Raw genomic sequence first — 16,038 nt, 5'->3', positions numbered from 1 at the left:
TGAATCGCATGGCGGTCACTCTGCAGCGAAGGGTTTCGGCTCTTCGTTTCTGGCCCAGAAGAAGGTGATCGGTATGGATGACTACGGCAGACCTCGCGCGACCCAGCCCACGCTCTACGTCCTCGACACGAATGTACTGATCCACGATCCCAACGCCTTGCTGAACTTCCAAGAACACCAGGTCGCGATTCCCATGACCGTGCTGGAGGAGCTAGACCAGCTCAAGACCGGCAAACACAGCGTGGCGGCTGAGTGCCGTCAGGCCATCCGTCTCATCGATAAGTTGCTCGGTGATGCCACGCCGGAAGAGGTCGAGCTGGGCGTCCCCATTCAACGTGGCAAGAGCGGCCCATGCGGCAGTCTGTCGATCCTCATGAGCAAGCACGGCGAGTCCAACGGATTGCCGGAAGATCTGAACGACAACAAGATCATCAATCAGGTGGTTGGGCTCAGCAAGCAGCGGCCTGCGGTGCCGGTGGTGCTGGTGACCAAGGACATCAACATGCGTCTGAAGGCGCGTGCCTGCGGTGTAGCAGCGGAGGACTACCATACCGATCAGCTGGTCGACGATGTAGGCCAACTATCACGTGGCTATCACAGCGTTACCGGCTCTTTCTGGGATCGCGTAAGCAAGGTCGAGACCCATCAGGGCCATGGGCGCACTTGGCACCGTGTACAGCTGACCGACAACCTGCCGGCCGTGCATATCAACGAGTTCATCATCGACGAACAGGGTTTCGTTGGCTGGATCAAGGGCATAAAGGCTGACGAACTGCTGCTGCTCGATCTGCATCAGGAGCCGCTGCTGCATCAGGAAGCCTGGGGGCTGAGACCGAGGGATATTCACCAGGCGTTGGCGCTGTTCGCCTTGCTCGACCCGGACATTCATCTGGTCAACCTGTCCGGCGCAGCCGGTTCGGGCAAGACCATTCTCGCCCTGGCTGCTGCCATTGAGCAGACCGTGGTCAGCAAGCGCTATCGGCGCATCATCGCCACCCGCAGTGTGCAGGGATTGGACGAAGATATCGGCTTCCTGCCTGGTACCGAGGCGGAGAAAATGGAGCCCTGGCTGGGCGCAATCACCGATAACCTCGAAGCGCTACACATGGAGGACGAGAACACCCACGGCAGTATCGATTACATCCTGCAGAAGGTGCCGTTGCAGTTCAAATCGCTGAACTACATTCGCGGGCGCAGCTTCCAGCAGAGTCTGATCCTGATCGATGAATGCCAGAACCTCACGCCACACCAGATGAAGACCATCATCACCCGTGCGGGTAACGGCTCGAAGGTGGTCTGTCTGGGCAACCTGGCGCAGATCGATACGCCTTATCTGTCGGCAACCAGTTCGGGGCTTACCTATCTGACCGAGCGTTTCAAGGACTTCTCCCACGGCGTGCACATCACCCTGCAAGGGGTGCCGCGTTCGGTATTGGCCGAATACGCCGAAGCGCACATGTAAGCGGCGACACCATCCAGGCGATGCCCGGTAGTACCTCTTACGGGGGCGGGTTCATCGCCGGCGGCTGGGGTAGACTCGTGATTTTACGATCAGGAGCGCCAGATGCTCACCCATCTCGATTCCCAAGGCCGGGCCAGCATGGTCGATGTGACTGACAAGGCCGTCACCGCCCGTGAAGCGGTAGCCGAGGCGCGCGTTCGCATGCTGCCGCAGACCCTGCAGATGATCCAGCAGGGCGGCCATCCCAAGGGCGACGTCTTTGCGGTCGCACGTATCGCTGGCATACAGGCGGCGAAGAAGACCTACGAGCTGATTCCCCTGTGTCATCCGCTGCTGCTCACCAGCATCAAGGTCGAGCTGGCGGCTGATGGTGAAGACAGCGTACTGATTCGCGCCACCTGCAAGCTGGCCGGGCAGACCGGCGTCGAAATGGAGGCGTTGACCGCTGCCAGCGTCGCCGCGCTGACGATCTACGACATGTGCAAGGCGGTGGATCGCGGCATGGTCATCGAAGGCGTGCGTCTGCTGGAAAAACTGGGTGGCAAAAGCGGTCACTGGCAGGTGCAGGCATGATTACCATCCAATTCTTTGCCCGTTATCGTGAAACCCTCGACTCAGATGGTGAGAGCCTGCAATGGGATGCCTCACTTGTCAGCGTGGACGATGTGCGCCAGCGTCTGCTTGCGCGAGGCGGTGTCTGGGAGGTGCTTGCCGAGCAGAACTTGATGTGCGCCCGTAATCAGGAACTCTGTGGCCTCGATGAGCCTGTCGCCGAGGGCGACGAACTGGCTTTCTTTCCCACAGTGACCGGAGGCTGAGCATGGCGGTACGTGTACAGACGGCAGCGTTCGATCCCGGTGCCGAACTCAATGCGCTGCATGCGGCCAATCTTGGGATTGGTGCGGTAGCTGGGTTCGTCGGATACGTAAGGGATTTCAATGACGGTCATGATGTCGCCGGGATGTTTCTGGAACATGCGCCGGGAATGACTGAAAAGGCGCTGGAAGAGATCATCATCGAAGCCGAGCAGCGCTGGCCGCTGCTGCGGCTGGATGTGCTGCATCGCGTTGGTGTGCTGGAGCCTGGTGAACCCATCGTGTTCGTCGGCGTGGCGAGCGCGCATCGTGAAGCCGCCTTCGATGCCTGTCGTTTCGTAATGGATTATCTGAAGACGCGGGCGCCATTCTGGAAGAAGGAAACCACGCCGTCCGGTCCGCGGTGGGTCGAGGGCCGTTCCAGTGATCAGGTAGCTGCCGAGCGTTGGGGCGAGAAAGGCTGAGCTTTCAGTAGAAGGTGATGTACATCTTGAAGGCCAGCGTCGAGAACATGGTCAGCACGCCCAGGCTGAGCAGCCCTACGCCCCAATCGCGATCGCGGTAGTTGTAACCCACGCAGAGCAGGATGAACCCGATGACGATAAGCGTCAGAAGCCAGTGAAAGCTTTCCATCGGTGTCTCCTTGCGTTCGGAATCTAGCTATGACTTTAGCCGCTTCAGGGGCGTGAAGGCCTGATACAGATCATTGACAGGTAAGGCAGGGACGCGGCGAACGCCGCGTCCGATAGGCTCAGCGTGAGTGAGGTACTGGCGCAAGCAGTTCCGCGGGCGGCATTTCGCACTGGATCTTGCGACCGATCAGCGCCTCGATGGGAGGCAGTGCGAACGCATCGTCCTCGCCGGCGAAGCTGATCGATGTGCCGCTGCTGCCGGCACGGCCGGTACGACCGATGCGGTGAACATAGTCGTCAGGGTCTTCCGGGAGGGTGAAGTTGATCACGTGGCTGATGCCGTCGACATGGATGCCACGGCCGGCGACGTCGGTTGCCACCAGTACGCGAATCTTGCCTTCGCGGAAGCCTTCCAGCGTGCGAATACGCTTGTGCTGCGGCACGTCGCCGGACATCTGGGCGGCACTGATGCCATCCCGGGTCAGGCGCTCTTCGATACGCCGCACTTCATCCTTGCGATTGGCGAAGACCATCACCCGGGTCCAGTCGTTCTGGGTGATCAGGTTGTACAGCAGCTTGTACTTGTCACTGCCGGCCACGGCAAAGACGTGCTGTTCGACGGTGTCGCTGGCCACGTTTTCCGGCTCGATCTCGACCACGGCGGGGTTGGTCGTCCACTGCTGCGCCAGGTTCATTACATCGTCGGTGAAGGTGGCAGAGAACAGCAGGGTCTGGCGCTCGCTCTTGGGAGGCGTCTGCCGGATGATCTGGCGAACCTGTGGGATGAAGCCCATATCGAGCATACGGTCGGCCTCGTCCAGCACCATCACCTCGACCATGTCGAGATGCACCTCGCCGCGCTGGTTGAAGTCCAGCAGGCGACCAGGGGTGGCAACCAGAATGTCGCAGTACCGCGATTCCAGTTGCTTGAGCTGTTTGTCGAAGTCCATACCGCCGACGAAGCTCATCACGTTCAGGTTGGTGTACTTGGTCAGATCCAGTGCGTCATTGGCGATCTGCACCACGAGCTCACGGGTGGGCGCAATGATCAGCGCGCGCGGCTCGCCCATGTAGCGATCGCGCGGCGGTGGCGTATCGAGCAGCTGCGTGATGGTGGAGATAAGGAAGGCTGCAGTCTTGCCGGTGCCAGTCTGTGCGCGGCCAATGGCATCTCGGCCAGCAAGGGTGTAACCCAGCACCTGCGCCTGGATCGGTGTGCAGTAAGGGAAGCCCAGATCATGAATCGCGTGCATCAGCTCTGGGGCGAGCTTGAAGTCATGGAAGCGGGTCTTGCCTTCGGCCGGCTCTACCGCGAAGTCTTCCAGCTTCCAGGCAGGCGCTGCAGGTTTGGCCGGCTTGGTGTTACGCGGGCGCCGGGGTTTCTCGGAGCGCTCAGCGGACTGTGGCTTGGATGGAGTCTCGGGTGTGGGGGCTTGCTGCTCTACGGGGGCACTGGGTTGTGGCCCCTCGTTGACCGCAGCGGGACCGCTGTCGGCTGTGCCGGCCCGCTCATCCGGGGCCTTGCCAAAGATTTTCTTGAGTGCTTTGAGCACGGTCTTCTCGTCTTCGAATTGGGAAAGTGTCGCGCGCCAGTGTAATGCAAGACGCAGATGTGGCGAAGCTTCGCGCTTCCGCGGGCGAGCTTTCAGCCGCAGGCAAGGTTTCACCCTTGCCTTGGCTGCAACGGCGCGCAAGGTAGGTTACCCCGTGGCGCCCGTTGAAGGCTTAGCCGGGCACGCACAAGCATATATAGCGGCGGTTCAGCGTATGCGGCGAGAGAGATGGTTTTCTCTCCGACTGAGTCGCAGGTTTCGAGTCTCTCCAGCCGCAACCTGAGCTCGCTTCGTTCCACGTCGTTTAACAGCGGCTGGGTGTAGCTATTTCAGTCCGGGCGCGCAGGCCTTTTTCGCTTCATGGTGGCGTCCGACCGACCGACCGACCGACCGACCGAGCGAGTCTGCTCCCTCGCGCATTGTTCATTACGGCCCTTCCGCTGGCCTGGTCAGGCAACGCTAGGTCCGCTCCCTGCCTTACGCAGACAAGCGTTGTCGTTATTCCTGCAAGACTAGGTCTTGACTGCGCGGGGCGCTCCGGTCAGGCCAGAAGCGCTGCGAGCCAGTCGCCGATGTCGTGGATTTCCTCGGCAACCACCTCGTGGCCCATTGGGTAGTCGTGCCAGGTTGCCTTGACACCCGCATCGTGCAGGCACTGATAAGCGACACGGCCCATTGCCGAGGGCACCACATCGTCGCGACTGCCGTGCAGACACAGCACTGGATAATGCAAGGCCTCTGGTGAAAAGGCCGGGGAGGCGCCGAAGGTGGGCGCGTAGGTCGAAAGGGCGATGACGCCCCCTAGCGGGCCGCGCCAGCGAAGGAACGCGGTGTGCAGCACCACTGCGCCGCCTTGGGAAAAACCTGCCAGGAAGATCCGCGCTGGGTCGATGCCGGCATCGCGTTGCGCCTCGATAAGGGCGATCACCTGTTGCGCAGAGGCTTCCAGCTGTTCGCTATTGATGGCGCGCGCCGGGCTCATCGCCAGGATGTCGTACCAGCTGGGCATGCTCCAGCCGCCATTGATGGTCACCGGGCGTGTTGGTGCCTGCGGCAGCACGAAGCGCGTGCTCTGCAAACGCTGCTGCAGAGCCGTCGCCACTGGCTGGAAGTCATATCGATCGGCGCCCAGGCCATGTAGCCAGATGACGCAAGCATCAGCTACGTCAGTGGGTTCGAGGATCAACGGTTCGCTCATGAATCGGCTCCAGTTAGGGGCAGGTCGCCTCGACTTGGGGCAGTTAAGTTCTGCCAGCGAGGAAGTAGCGCGAGGTTACCCGCTACTGCGTATCGATAGAACCCGTGCGAGAGCCTCTCGTTCACACCACTTGATGAGCTGGTACGCAGCTTGCTTCGTCCAGTCCGCCCTGGTCGGAAACGGCCTGTAAATATGGGGCGCGGCGATGAAGTCAAACAACATTGCCGATCATCCAAGGGCGGCTAGACTCAGGTCAGGCTGGCGTCGCTTCGTTGTTGCTGGACGGGCATCGAGGGGACGTGATGCCGGAACCCGAGAATAAGAAAGCAAACTGGAGGTTTCGATGATTAGGGTGAAATCCACACTGGCTGTGCTGGGTGCTGCGTCACTGCTGGGCATCAGCGGGCTTGCGCAGGCGGGGGCGACCCTTGATGCAGTACAGAAGAAAGGATTCGTGCAGTGCGGCATCAGCGATGGCCTTCCGGGCTTTTCCTACGCCGATGCAAAGGGGCAATACCTGGGGATCGACGTGGATGTCTGTCGCGCGGTGGCCGCGGCCGTGTTCGGTGACGCCAGCAAGGTCAAATACAGCCCGTTGACCGCCAAGGAGCGCTTTACCGCCCTGCAATCTGGCGAAGTGGATGTTCTGTCGCGTAACACCACCTGGACCAGCTCGCGTGATGCAGCCATGGGGCTGAACTTCACCGGCGTGACCTATTACGACGGCCAGGGCTTTCTGGTGAACAAGGAGCTTGGCGTTTCCTCGGCCAAGGAGCTGGACGGCGCCACGGTGTGCATCCAGGCCGGCACCACCACCGAGCTGAACCTGTCCGACTATTTCCGCGCCAACGGGCACAAGTACACCCCAATCACCTACGACACCTCCGATGAAAGCGCCAAGTCGCTGGAATCTGGGCGCTGCGATGTACTGACCTCCGACCAGTCCCAGCTCTATGCGCAACGCATCAAGCTTGCGGATCCAGAACATTATGTCGTGCTGCCGGAGGTGATCTCCAAGGAACCACTCGGCCCGGCCGTTCGCCAGGGTGACGAGGAGTGGTTCGATATTGTGCGCTGGACGCTGTTCGCCATGCTCAATGCCGAAGAGCTCGGCGTGACCTCGGCCAACGTCGAGGAAATGGCGAAGAGCACCAAGAACCCTGACGTAGCACGCCTGCTGGGTGCCGAAGGAGAGTACGGCAAGGATCTTAGGCTGCCGAAGGATTGGGCGGTGCAGATCGTCAAGCAGGTGGGCAACTATGGTGAGATCTTCGATCGCAACGTCGGCGCTGGCAGCGAGCTGAAGATCGAGCGTGGCCTCAACGCCCTGTGGAACAAAGGTGGATTGCAGTACGCGCCGCCGGTGCGTTGAGCCTCCGTGGCCGGCCTCGTGCCGGCTCGTTTCATGGATGAGTACGGCCGATCCGCGAGGGTCGGCCGTGCGGCATGAGGATTTTCGATGCGTTCGATCGCCAGAGGCACTGCGCCCCGACGTTCGCTGCTGACCGATCCACGAGTACGCGCCTGGGTCTTCCAGGTGATTGCAGTGTTGGCAGTGGTGGCGTTCGGCTGGTACCTGTTTCATAACACCCAGAACAACCTTGCCCATCGTGGCATCACGTCCGGATTCGGCTTTCTCAACAACGCCGCCGGCTTCGGCATTTCCCAACACCTGATCGACTACAGCGAAAGCGACAGCTACGGGCGCGTTTTCTGGGTCGGTCTGCTCAATACCCTGCTGGTCAGCGTGATCGGGATTGTTCTGGCCACCATCATGGGCTTCATCCTTGGCGTAGGCCGGCTCTCCAGCAACTGGCTGATCCGTCAGCTGGCGACACTCTATATCGAGATATTCCGCAATATCCCGCCGTTGCTGCTGATCTTTTTCGTCTACTTTGCAGTCATCAGCCCGCTGCCAGGGCCGCGCAACAGCCTGAGTCTGTGGGACGTGGTATTCGTCAACAACCGCGGCGTGCAGATGCCGGCACCCAGCGCTGCCGATGGTTTCTGGTCGTTTTGGCTGGCGCTGCTCGTCGCGCTGGTTGCGGTGGTGCTGCTCAACCGCTGGGCGCGCGCCCGGCGACATGCGACCGGGCGGATGTTTCCGGTGTTTTGGACCAGCCTCGGGCTGTTTCTCGTCATTCCCTGGCTGGTGACTTTCATTGCAGGCGCACCTTTCACCTGGGAAGTGCCGGAGTTGCAGCGCTTCAACATTCGCGGAGGCTGGGTGGTGATCCCCGAGCTGGTTTCGATCGTGGTGGCGCTGTCGGTATATACCGCGGCGTTTATCGGCGAGACCGTGCGCTCGGGCATCCAGTCGGTCAGTCACGGCCAGACCGAGGCCGCCGCATCCCTTGGCTTGCGTCCGGGACAGTTGCTACGCCTGGTGATCGTTCCGCAGGCCCTGCGGGTGATTGTGCCGCCACTGACGAGCCAGTACCTGAACCTGGCGAAGAACTCGTCCCTCGCGGCTGCGATCGGCTATCCGGACATGGTGTCGCTGTTCGCCGGTACGGTGCTCAACCAGACCGGGCAGGCCATCGAAACCATGGCCATCACCATGAGTGTCTATCTGGCCATCAGCATCAGCATCTCGCTGCTGATGAACTGGTACAACAAGCGCATTGCGCTGATCGAGCGGTGAGCGCATGACCATTCATACCTTCAAGCCCGACCTGCCCCCACCGACAATCAGTATCGGTGCGCTCGGCTGGTTGCGGGCGAATCTGTTCTCCAGTTGGGTCAATACCCTGCTGACCCTGGTGGGGCTGTATCTGCTCTGGCTGATCGTGCCGCCGGTGCTCGAGTGGGCGATCTTCAAGGCGGACTGGACCGGCGAGACGCGCGCCGATTGCAGCCGCGAAGGTGCCTGCTGGGTATTCATTCAGACCCGATTCGGCCAGTTCATGTACGGCTTCTATCCCACGGAGCTGCGCTGGCGGGTCGATGCGGCGGCCTGGCTGGCGATCATTGGTGCAGCGCCGCTGTTCCTGCGGCAGATGCCGCACAAGTTGCGCTACGGCCTGGGCTATCTGCTGGTCTACCCATTGTTGGCCTACTGGCTGTTGCACGGCGGCTTCCTCGGCCTGCAAACGGTGCCGACCAGCCAGTGGGGCGGGCTGATGTTGACGGTGGTGATCGCCGCCGTGGGCATCGCCGGCGCCTTGCCCCTGGGCATCCTGCTGGCGCTCGGGCGGCGCTCCGACATGCCAGCGATCCGTGTGCTCTGCGTGACCTTCATCGAGTTCTGGCGTGGAGTGCCGCTGATCACCGTGTTGTTCATGTCTTCGGTGATGCTGCCGTTGTTCCTGCCCGAAGGCATGAACCTCGACAAACTGCTGCGCGCGATGCTGATGGTGGTGTTCTTCGAGGCCGCCTATATCGCTGAAGTGGTGCGTGGTGGCCTGCAGGCGATCCCCAAGGGGCAATACGAGGCGGCGGCAGCCATGGGCCTGGGCTACTGGCGCAGCACGCTGCTGGTGATTCTGCCGCAGGCGCTGAAGCTGGTGATTCCGGGCATCGTCAATACCTTCATCGCCCTGTTCAAGGACACCAGCCTGGTGATCATCATCGGCCTGTTCGACTTCCTCAACAGCATCAAGCGCGCTACGGCGGACCCGGCCTGGCTGGGCATGTCCACCGAGGGTTACGTGTTCGCCGCGCTGGTGTACTGGATGTTCTGTTTCGGCATGTCCCGCTATTCCATGCGCCTGGAGCGCAAGCTGGACACCGGCCACAAGCGTTAGGAGTGAGATATGAGTGATTCAATCGCACAGGCCGGGCAGGCGAGCGAGCCGGTCATCCGCATGCAGGGCGTGCACAAGTGGTTCGGGCAATTTCATGTGCTCAAGGACATCAACCTGTCCGTGCGCCAGGGCGAGCGCATCGTGTTGTGTGGGCCGTCCGGCTCTGGCAAGTCCACCACCATCCGCTGCCTCAATCGCCTGGAGGAACACCAGCAGGGGCGCATCGTCATCAATGGCGTCGAGCTGACCAGCGACCTCAAGCAGATCGAGGCGATCCGCAGCGAAGTCGGCATGGTGTTCCAGCACTTCAACCTGTTCCCGCACCTGACCGTGCTGCAGAACTGCACGCTGGCGCCGATGTGGGTGCGCAAGCTGCCGCGACGGCAGGCCGAGGAAATCGCCATGCATTATCTGGAGCGCGTGCGCATTCCGGAGCAGGCCAACAAGTTTCCCGGCCAGCTCTCCGGCGGTCAGCAGCAACGCGTGGCGATCGCCCGTGCGCTGTGCATGAAGCCGAAGATCATGCTGTTCGATGAACCGACTTCGGCACTCGATCCGGAAATGGTCAAGGAGGTGCTGGACACCATGGTCAGCCTCGCCGAAAGCGGTATGACCATGCTCTGCGTGACCCATGAGATGGGCTTCGCCCGCACCGTGGCGGATCGGGTGATCTTCATGGACAAAGGCGAGATCGTCGAACGGGCCGAGCCAGAGGTGTTCTTCACCAACCCGGTCAACGACAGGACCAAGCTGTTCCTCAGCCAGATCCTGCACTGATCCAGGCCGGGCCAGGCGCGCCGTCGGAGCACGCGGCGCCTGGCAGTGTTCAGCCTTAGCCTCGGCCGCCGTCATGGGCTAGAATACGCGCCCCGACTGCTCCCCCCTCCGAGGCTGTTCCGACGATGTTGATCCTGCGCGGCGCTCCCGCTCTTTCCGCCTTCCGTCATGGCAAGCTCCTGGCACAACTGGCCGATAAGGTCCCCGCCGTCAGCGGGTTGTATGCCGAGTTCGCCCATTTCGCCGAGGTTTCCGGCACGCTTGGCGCGGATGAGCAGAACGTACTGACCCGCCTGCTGAAGTACGGCCCCAGTGTGCCGGTGCAGGAACCTGCTGGTCGGCTGTTCCTCGTGGTGCCTCGCTTCGGCACCATTTCGCCGTGGTCGAGCAAGGCCAGCGATATCGCCCACAACTGCGGGCTGGAGAAGGTCCAGCGGCTGGAGCGGGGTATCGCCTATTACGTGCAGGGCGAGTTTTCCGATAGCGATGCACAGCTGATTGCCGCAGCGCTTCACGACCGCATGACGCAAATGGTGCTGGATCGTTTCGAAGCAGCCGCCAACCTGTTCAGCCATGCCGAGCCCAAGCCGCTTACTGCGGTGGACATCCTCGGTGGCGGCCGCGCCGCGCTGGAAAAGGCCAATATCGAACTGGGCCTGGCCCTGGCCGAAGACGAAATCGATTATCTGGTCAGCGCCTTCCAGGGCCTCAAGCGCAACCCGCACGACATCGAGCTGATGATGTTCGCGCAGGCCAATTCCGAGCATTGCCGCCACAAGATCTTCAATGCCAGCTGGGACATCGACGGCGAAAGCCAGGACAAGTCGCTGTTCGGCATGATCAAGAACACCTACCAGATGCACAGCGAGAACGTGCTGTCCGCCTACAAGGACAACGCGTCGGTCATCGTCGGCCACACCGCAGGGCGTTTCTTCCCCAATCCTGAAACCCGCCAGTACGGCGCGGTGCAGGAGCCGGTGCACATCCTGATGAAGGTGGAAACCCACAACCACCCGACCGCGATCTCGCCGTTCTCGGGTGCTTCCACCGGTTCCGGTGGCGAGATTCGCGACGAGGGCGCCACCGGCCGCGGCGCCAAGCCAAAGGCCGGTCTGACCGGTTTCACCGTCTCCAACCTGAGCATCCCCGGCTTCGAGCAGCCATGGGAACAGGCCTACGGCAAGCCGGAACGCATCGTCACGCCGCTGGACATCATGATTGAAGGCCCTCTGGGCGGCGCCGCGTTCAACAACGAGTTCGGCCGCCCGGCGCTGACCGGTTACTTCCGTACCTTCGAGCAGTCGATCAACACGCCGCGCGGCGACGAGGTGCGTGGCTATCACAAGCCGATCATGCTCGCTGGCGGCATGGGCAACATCCGTGAAGATCACGTGCAGAAGGCCGAGATTACCGTTGGCGCCAAGCTGATCGTGCTCGGCGGCCCGGCCATGCTGATCGGCCTGGGCGGCGGCGCCGCCTCCTCGGTCGCGACCGGTGCCAGCTCGGCCGATCTGGATTTCGCCTCGGTACAGCGCGAGAACCCGGAAATGGAACGCCGCTGCCAGGAGGTCATCGACCGCTGCTGGCAGCTGGGCGACCAGAACCCCATCGCCTTCATCCATGACGTCGGTGCCGGTGGTATCTCCAACGCCTTCCCGGAACTGGTCAACGACGGTGGCCGCGGTGGCCGCTTCGAACTGCGCAACGTGCCCAACGACGAGCCGGGCATGGCCCCGCATGAGATCTGGAGCAACGAGTCCCAGGAGCGTTACGTACTGGCCGTCAGCGCCGTCGATTTCGAGCGTTTCCAGGCTATCTGTGAACGTGAGCGTTGCCCGTTCGCAGTCGTCGGCGAGGCGACCGAAGAGCCGCACCTGACCGTTACCGACAGTCACTTTGGCAACACCCCGGTGGATATGCCGCTCGAGGTGCTGCTCGGCAAGCCGCCGCGCATGCACCGCAGCGCCAGCCGCGAAGCGGAGCTCGGCGATGACTTCGATGCGGCTACTGTCGATCTGAGCGAAGCCGCCACCCGTGTGCTGCGTCACCCCGCGGTCGCCAGCAAGAGCTTTCTGATCACCATCGGTGACCGCAGCATTACCGGCCAGGTGGCTCGCGATCAGATGGTCGGCCCTTGGCAGGTGCCGGTCGCCGACTGCGCCGTCACGGCTACCAGCTACGACGTTTACACCGGCGAAGCCATGGCGATGGGCGAGCGTACGCCGCTGGCGCTGCTGGATGCTCCGGCATCGGGCCGCTTGGCTATTGGCGAAACGCTGACCAACCTCGCAGCGGCACGCATCGATAAGATCTCCGACATCAAGTTGTCCGCCAACTGGATGGCCGCCGCCGGCCACCCTGGCGAAGACGCGCGGCTGTACGACACCGTGCGCGCCGTCGGCATGGAGCTGTGCCCGCAGCTAGGCCTGACCATTCCGGTGGGCAAGGACTCGATGTCGATGAAAACCCGTTGGAGCGAGGAGGGCGCAGAGAAAAGCGTGACCTCGCCGATGTCGTTGATCGTTTCCGGCTTCGCTCCGGTAACTGATATTCGCCAGACCCTGACCCCGCAGCTACGCCTGGACAAGGGCGCCACCGACCTGATCCTGATTGATCTGGGGCGCGGGCAGAACCGCATGGGCGCTTCGATCCTCGCGCAGGTATACGGTCAGCTTGGTCGCCAGGCACCCGACGTCGATGATGCCGAAGACCTGCAGGCATTCTTCGCCGTGGTCCAGGGGCTGAATGCCGACGGTCTGTTGCTGGCTTACCACGACCGTTCCGATGGTGGTCTGCTGACCACCGTGCTGGAAATGGCATTTGCCGGTCACTGCGGCCTGAACCTCAATCTCGATGGTCTGCTGGAAAGCGCCGCAGATGTCGCACCCATGCTCTTCAACGAAGAGCTTGGCGCGGTGATCCAGGTGCGTCAGGACGACACCGAGATCGTACTGGCGCAGTTCAGCGCTGCCGGTCTGGGTGACTGCGTCGCAGTCATCGGTCAGCCAGTCAACAATGGCCATGTGTCGATCAAGCACGGCGAAACCGAGGTATTCAGTGGTGATCGCCGGTTGCTGCAGCGTCAGTGGGCGGAAACCAGCTATCAGATCCAGCGTCTGCGCGACAACGCCGAATGCGCCGATCAGGAGTTCGACGCGCTGCTGGATGAGGACAACCCGGGTCTGAGCGCCAAGCTCAGTTTCGACGTGAACGAAGACATCGCCGCGCCCTACATCAAGCGTGGCGTTCGTCCGCAGATTGCGGTGCTGCGCGAGCAGGGCGTCAACGGCCAGGTGGAGATGGCCGCGGCGTTCGACCGTGCCGGTTTCGCCGCTGTCGACGTGCACATGAGTGACATTCTTTCCGGACGTGTCAGCCTCGAGGAGTTCAAGGGCCTGGTCGCCTGCGGTGGCTTCTCGTACGGCGACGTGCTTGGCGCCGGTGAAGGCTGGGCCAAGTCGATTCTATTCAACGCGCGTGCACGAGATGGCTTCCAGGCCTTCTTTGAGCGCAAGGACAGCTTCGCCCTCGGCGTGTGCAACGGCTGCCAGATGATGAGCAACCTGCACGAACTGATCCCGGGCACGGAGAACTGGCCGCACTTCGTACGCAACCGCTCGGAGCAGTTCGAAGCTCGGGTGGCGATGGTCCAGGTGCAGGATTCGCCATCGATCTTCCTGCAGGGCATGGCGGGCTCCCGTATGCCTATCGCCATCGCCCACGGCGAAGGCCATGCGGAATTCGAGAGCGAAGAGGCCATGCTGCAGGCGGATCTCTCCGGCACCGTGGCGCTGCGCTTCGTGGATAACCACGGCAAGGTCACCGAGCGTTACCCGGCCAACCCGAACGGCTCTCCACGTGGTATCACCGGTCTCAGCAGCCGCGATGGCCGCGTGACCATCATGATGCCGCACCCGGAGCGAGTGTTCCGTGCCGTGACCAACTCCTGGCGGCCTGACGAGTGGCATGAAGACGGTGGTTGGATGCGCATGTTCCGTAATGCGCGGGTCTGGGTCGACTGACCGAACGGGGCTTTCTGACCGTTCCTGAAAAGCCCACCGATAGCATATCGGCGGGCTTTTTCATTTGTGACGAAGGTCTATGAACCGGCGGCGCTATGGGGCGTCTGAGCTATGACGCGGCGCACTATATGGCGCGCGCATGGATGGCAGTATGCCACTTAGCCCGACAGATCGAGGTCGGTTTCATCTGCATGGAGAGGTCGATGTACAAGCTGTGTTTCTATGTTCCAGACAGTCATCTGGAAGCGGTCAAGAAAGCAGTGTTCGCCGCGGGCGCTGGTCGCGTTGGCGCGTATGACAGCTGCTGCTGGCAGGTGCTCGGACAGGGGCAATACCGTCCATTGGAGGGCAGCCAGCCGTACATCGGCCAGATGGGGCAGGTCCAGCATGTACCTGAGTGGAAAGTCGAGATGGTGGTTACCGATGAGCTCATCCACGACAGCGTGAAAGCGATGAAAAAGGCTCACCCATACGAGACGCCGGCTTTCGACGTCTGGCGTTTGTCAGATATGCAGTTTTGACCTGCGAGCCGCAGCTCGCGCTGGCTTAGGTCTGCGCCTTGGGGCGTGCTACGGGCGAATCTCGATCAGTGTGCCGTCCTTCACCAGCGTCCATATCTCCCGCATGTCATGGTTGCTCAGCGCGATGCAGCCTTCGGTCCAGTCGAGAGTGTGAAAGAACCACTCAGGATATTCCTCATCCAAAGGTGTGCCGTGGAGCATGATCATGTTGCCCGGCGGAACACCTTCCTGCTGTGCGCGGGCCAGATCGCGGGCGTTGGGATAGGAGATGTGCATCGACAGGTTGTACTTGTCGCTCGTCTTGCGCCAGTCGATCCAGTAGAAACCTTCGGGTGTGCGCAGGTCGCCTTCGCGCAGTTTCGCTCCCCGCGGTTGCTTGCCCAACGAAACGCGATAGCTCTTGAGCGTCTGGCCGGAGCTGACCAGGTGAAGTTTGCGTTCCGACTTGATTACCAGCACCTTGTCGATCGGTGTGCTACCCAGGCTGGGAGTCGCATTGGCGTAGGAGGGCGCGGTAAAGGTGAGGCAGAGCAAAGCGAACAGCCAGCGCATCAAGGCATTCCTGGGAGACTTCATCAGACCTGTATGCGAGCGCGGCCGGCAAACGAATCAATCGGCATTTGCCTGGTTCTGCTGGCGGCTTCGATAGCCGGTCACGGCTTCATTGCGCACCGGGAAGGTCTGCTGCACCCGGTCGGCGAAGAAGCATTCTAGAGTACGGCCGATGGTGGGAAAAGCCAGCTCGGACCAAGGGATATCCTGTTGCTCAAAGAGTTTTACTTCCAGGCTCTCATCCCCGGCAGAGAAGTCCAGATCGACCAGTTGAGCGCGGAAGAACATGTACACCTGGTTGATGTGCGGCAGGTCGAACAGGGTATACAGCTGCAGATCGCGAACCCGCGCGCAGGCTTCTTCGAGCGTCTCGCGTACTGCGGCCTGCTGCAGGGTTTCGCCGTTCTCCATGAAGCCGGCCGGCAACGTCCAATAGCCCTTACGTGGCTCGATCGCGCGCCGGCAGAGTAGTACGCGGTCATCCCAGACGGGGACGCAGCCGGCGACGATTCTCGGGTTCTGATAATGCACGGTGTGGCAGTTGTCGCAGACGAAGCGCGGCCTGTTGTCGCCGTCCGGTATGCGGACCAGCACTGGGTCGCCGCACTGGTTGCAATATTTCATCGGTGCATTCCTATCGGTTAAGACGAATCTTGGTGCGTTCATGCCGATTCGGCAAGGAGTGCGCAGCGTTAGCCGGCTGGCTAAACGCTGCGCTGTACGCGTCAGTTACATCGACATCGCGGCGGTACATTTGACT

The 16,038-nt window shown here is 61.6% G+C and carries 15 protein-coding genes; 10 read left to right on the top strand and 5 right to left on the bottom strand.

The window, feature by feature from the left end:
- The first annotated feature begins 73 nt into the window (after positions 1-73).
- The 4 genes from UIB01_RS15965 (at position 74) to moaE (ending at position 2,741) form a co-directional block, all read left to right on the top strand.
- Positions 74-1,462: a PhoH family protein gene (locus UIB01_RS15965; RefSeq protein ID WP_038662596.1), complete on the top strand. Its 1,389-nt coding sequence runs from the start codon at positions 74-76 to the stop codon at positions 1,460-1,462.
- Positions 1,463-1,564: 102 nt separating this feature from the next.
- Positions 1,565-2,035, top strand: a complete 471-nt coding sequence (gene moaC, locus UIB01_RS15960) for a cyclic pyranopterin monophosphate synthase MoaC (RefSeq protein ID WP_038662593.1) — start codon at positions 1,565-1,567, stop codon at positions 2,033-2,035.
- Positions 2,032-2,280, top strand: coding sequence for a MoaD/ThiS family protein (locus UIB01_RS15955; protein ID WP_038662590.1), 249 nt, complete (start codon positions 2,032-2,034; stop codon positions 2,278-2,280). The genes moaC and UIB01_RS15955 overlap by 4 nt, the downstream gene beginning before the upstream one ends.
- Positions 2,281-2,282: 2 nt before the next feature.
- On the top strand, positions 2,283-2,741 hold the full coding sequence (gene moaE / locus UIB01_RS15950) for a molybdopterin synthase catalytic subunit MoaE (RefSeq protein ID WP_038662587.1): 459 nt from the start codon (positions 2,283-2,285) through the stop codon (positions 2,739-2,741).
- A 4-nt stretch (positions 2,742-2,745) separates the two neighbouring features.
- Here the strand turns inward: moaE and UIB01_RS23300 are convergent, their stop codons facing one another.
- The 3 genes from UIB01_RS23300 to UIB01_RS15940 form a co-directional block, all read right to left on the bottom strand.
- Positions 2,746-2,910: a hypothetical protein gene (locus tag UIB01_RS23300; protein WP_180983580.1), complete on the bottom strand. Its 165-nt coding sequence runs from the start codon at positions 2,908-2,910 to the stop codon at positions 2,746-2,748.
- Positions 2,911-3,028: 118 nt separating this feature from the next.
- A complete protein-coding gene (gene rhlB, locus UIB01_RS15945; RefSeq protein WP_038662585.1) occupies positions 3,029-4,462 on the bottom strand; it encodes an ATP-dependent RNA helicase RhlB in 1,434 nt (477 codons plus the stop codon).
- Between the two features lie 541 nt (positions 4,463-5,003).
- Complete coding sequence (locus UIB01_RS15940; protein ID WP_038662582.1) at positions 5,004-5,660, bottom strand: alpha/beta hydrolase; 657 nt, start codon at positions 5,658-5,660, stop codon at positions 5,004-5,006.
- 343 nt (positions 5,661-6,003) lie between these two features.
- On the opposite strand from UIB01_RS15940, the gene UIB01_RS15935 reads away from it, so the two are divergent.
- The 6 genes from UIB01_RS15935 to UIB01_RS15910 all read left to right on the top strand — a co-directional run bounded on the left by UIB01_RS15935 (position 6,004) and on the right by UIB01_RS15910 (position 14,726).
- Positions 6,004-7,032 (top strand): amino acid ABC transporter substrate-binding protein, encoded by a 1,029-nt coding sequence (locus UIB01_RS15935; RefSeq protein ID WP_038662579.1) that lies wholly within the window; start codon positions 6,004-6,006, stop codon positions 7,030-7,032.
- 87 nt (positions 7,033-7,119) lie between these two features.
- On the top strand, positions 7,120-8,304 hold the full coding sequence (locus tag UIB01_RS15930) for an amino acid ABC transporter permease (RefSeq protein WP_038662575.1): 1,185 nt from the start codon (positions 7,120-7,122) through the stop codon (positions 8,302-8,304).
- Positions 8,305-8,308: 4 nt separating this feature from the next.
- Positions 8,309-9,406 (top strand): amino acid ABC transporter permease, encoded by a 1,098-nt coding sequence (locus tag UIB01_RS15925; RefSeq protein WP_038662572.1) that lies wholly within the window; start codon positions 8,309-8,311, stop codon positions 9,404-9,406.
- 9 nt (positions 9,407-9,415) lie between these two features.
- Positions 9,416-10,183 carry an amino acid ABC transporter ATP-binding protein gene (locus UIB01_RS15920; protein ID WP_038662569.1) on the top strand — a complete coding sequence of 256 codons (768 nt, stop codon included), beginning with the start codon at positions 9,416-9,418 and terminating at the stop codon, positions 10,181-10,183.
- A gap of 125 nt (positions 10,184-10,308) precedes the next feature.
- Entirely contained in the window at positions 10,309-14,205 is a 3,897-nt protein-coding gene (purL, locus tag UIB01_RS15915) for a phosphoribosylformylglycinamidine synthase (protein WP_038662566.1), read from the top strand.
- Positions 14,206-14,408: 203 nt separating this feature from the next.
- Positions 14,409-14,726, top strand: coding sequence for a YqfO family protein (locus UIB01_RS15910; protein ID WP_038665885.1), 318 nt, complete (start codon positions 14,409-14,411; stop codon positions 14,724-14,726).
- A 48-nt stretch (positions 14,727-14,774) separates the two neighbouring features.
- Here UIB01_RS15910 and UIB01_RS15905 read toward each other — a convergent pair whose 3' ends face one another.
- Positions 14,775-15,278 carry a L,D-transpeptidase family protein gene (locus UIB01_RS15905; RefSeq protein ID WP_038662563.1) on the bottom strand — a complete coding sequence of 168 codons (504 nt, stop codon included), beginning with the start codon at positions 15,276-15,278 and terminating at the stop codon, positions 14,775-14,777.
- A 57-nt stretch (positions 15,279-15,335) separates the two neighbouring features.
- Positions 15,336-15,902: an NUDIX hydrolase gene (locus tag UIB01_RS15900; RefSeq protein WP_038662559.1), complete on the bottom strand. Its 567-nt coding sequence runs from the start codon at positions 15,900-15,902 to the stop codon at positions 15,336-15,338.
- Between the last annotated feature and the right edge of the window lie 136 nt (positions 15,903-16,038).

Origin of the sequence: Stutzerimonas decontaminans, from assembly GCF_000661915.1 — a bacterium.
Lineage (GTDB): Bacteria > Pseudomonadota > Gammaproteobacteria > Pseudomonadales > Pseudomonadaceae > Stutzerimonas > Stutzerimonas decontaminans.
The sequence above is the reverse complement of the archived record's forward strand: the minus strand, read 5'-3'. Positions and strand labels throughout refer to the sequence as shown.

What these genes read in the sequence shown, in the direction of transcription:
- UIB01_RS15965 (WP_038662596.1), top strand. Translation starts at nt 74, where the DNA reads ATGGATGACTACGGCAGACCTCGCGCGACCCAGCCCACGCTCTACGTC.
- moaC (WP_038662593.1), top strand. Translation starts at nt 1,565, where the DNA reads ATGCTCACCCATCTCGATTCCCAAGGCCGGGCCAGCATGGTCGATGTG.
- UIB01_RS15955 (WP_038662590.1), top strand. Translation starts at nt 2,032, where the DNA reads ATGATTACCATCCAATTCTTTGCCCGTTATCGTGAAACCCTCGACTCA.
- moaE (WP_038662587.1), top strand. Translation starts at nt 2,283, where the DNA reads ATGGCGGTACGTGTACAGACGGCAGCGTTCGATCCCGGTGCCGAACTC.
- UIB01_RS23300 (WP_180983580.1), bottom strand. Translation starts at nt 2,910, where the DNA reads ATGGAAAGCTTTCACTGGCTTCTGACGCTTATCGTCATCGGGTTCATC.
- UIB01_RS15940 (WP_038662582.1), bottom strand. Translation starts at nt 5,660, where the DNA reads ATGAGCGAACCGTTGATCCTCGAACCCACTGACGTAGCTGATGCTTGC.
- UIB01_RS15935 (WP_038662579.1), top strand. Translation starts at nt 6,004, where the DNA reads ATGATTAGGGTGAAATCCACACTGGCTGTGCTGGGTGCTGCGTCACTG.
- UIB01_RS15930 (WP_038662575.1), top strand. Translation starts at nt 7,120, where the DNA reads ATGCGTTCGATCGCCAGAGGCACTGCGCCCCGACGTTCGCTGCTGACC.
- UIB01_RS15925 (WP_038662572.1), top strand. Translation starts at nt 8,309, where the DNA reads ATGACCATTCATACCTTCAAGCCCGACCTGCCCCCACCGACAATCAGT.
- UIB01_RS15920 (WP_038662569.1), top strand. Translation starts at nt 9,416, where the DNA reads ATGAGTGATTCAATCGCACAGGCCGGGCAGGCGAGCGAGCCGGTCATC.
- purL (WP_038662566.1), top strand. Translation starts at nt 10,309, where the DNA reads ATGTTGATCCTGCGCGGCGCTCCCGCTCTTTCCGCCTTCCGTCATGGC.
- UIB01_RS15910 (WP_038665885.1), top strand. Translation starts at nt 14,409, where the DNA reads ATGTACAAGCTGTGTTTCTATGTTCCAGACAGTCATCTGGAAGCGGTC.
- UIB01_RS15905 (WP_038662563.1), bottom strand. Translation starts at nt 15,278, where the DNA reads ATGCGCTGGCTGTTCGCTTTGCTCTGCCTCACCTTTACCGCGCCCTCC.
- UIB01_RS15900 (WP_038662559.1), bottom strand. Translation starts at nt 15,902, where the DNA reads ATGAAATATTGCAACCAGTGCGGCGACCCAGTGCTGGTCCGCATACCG.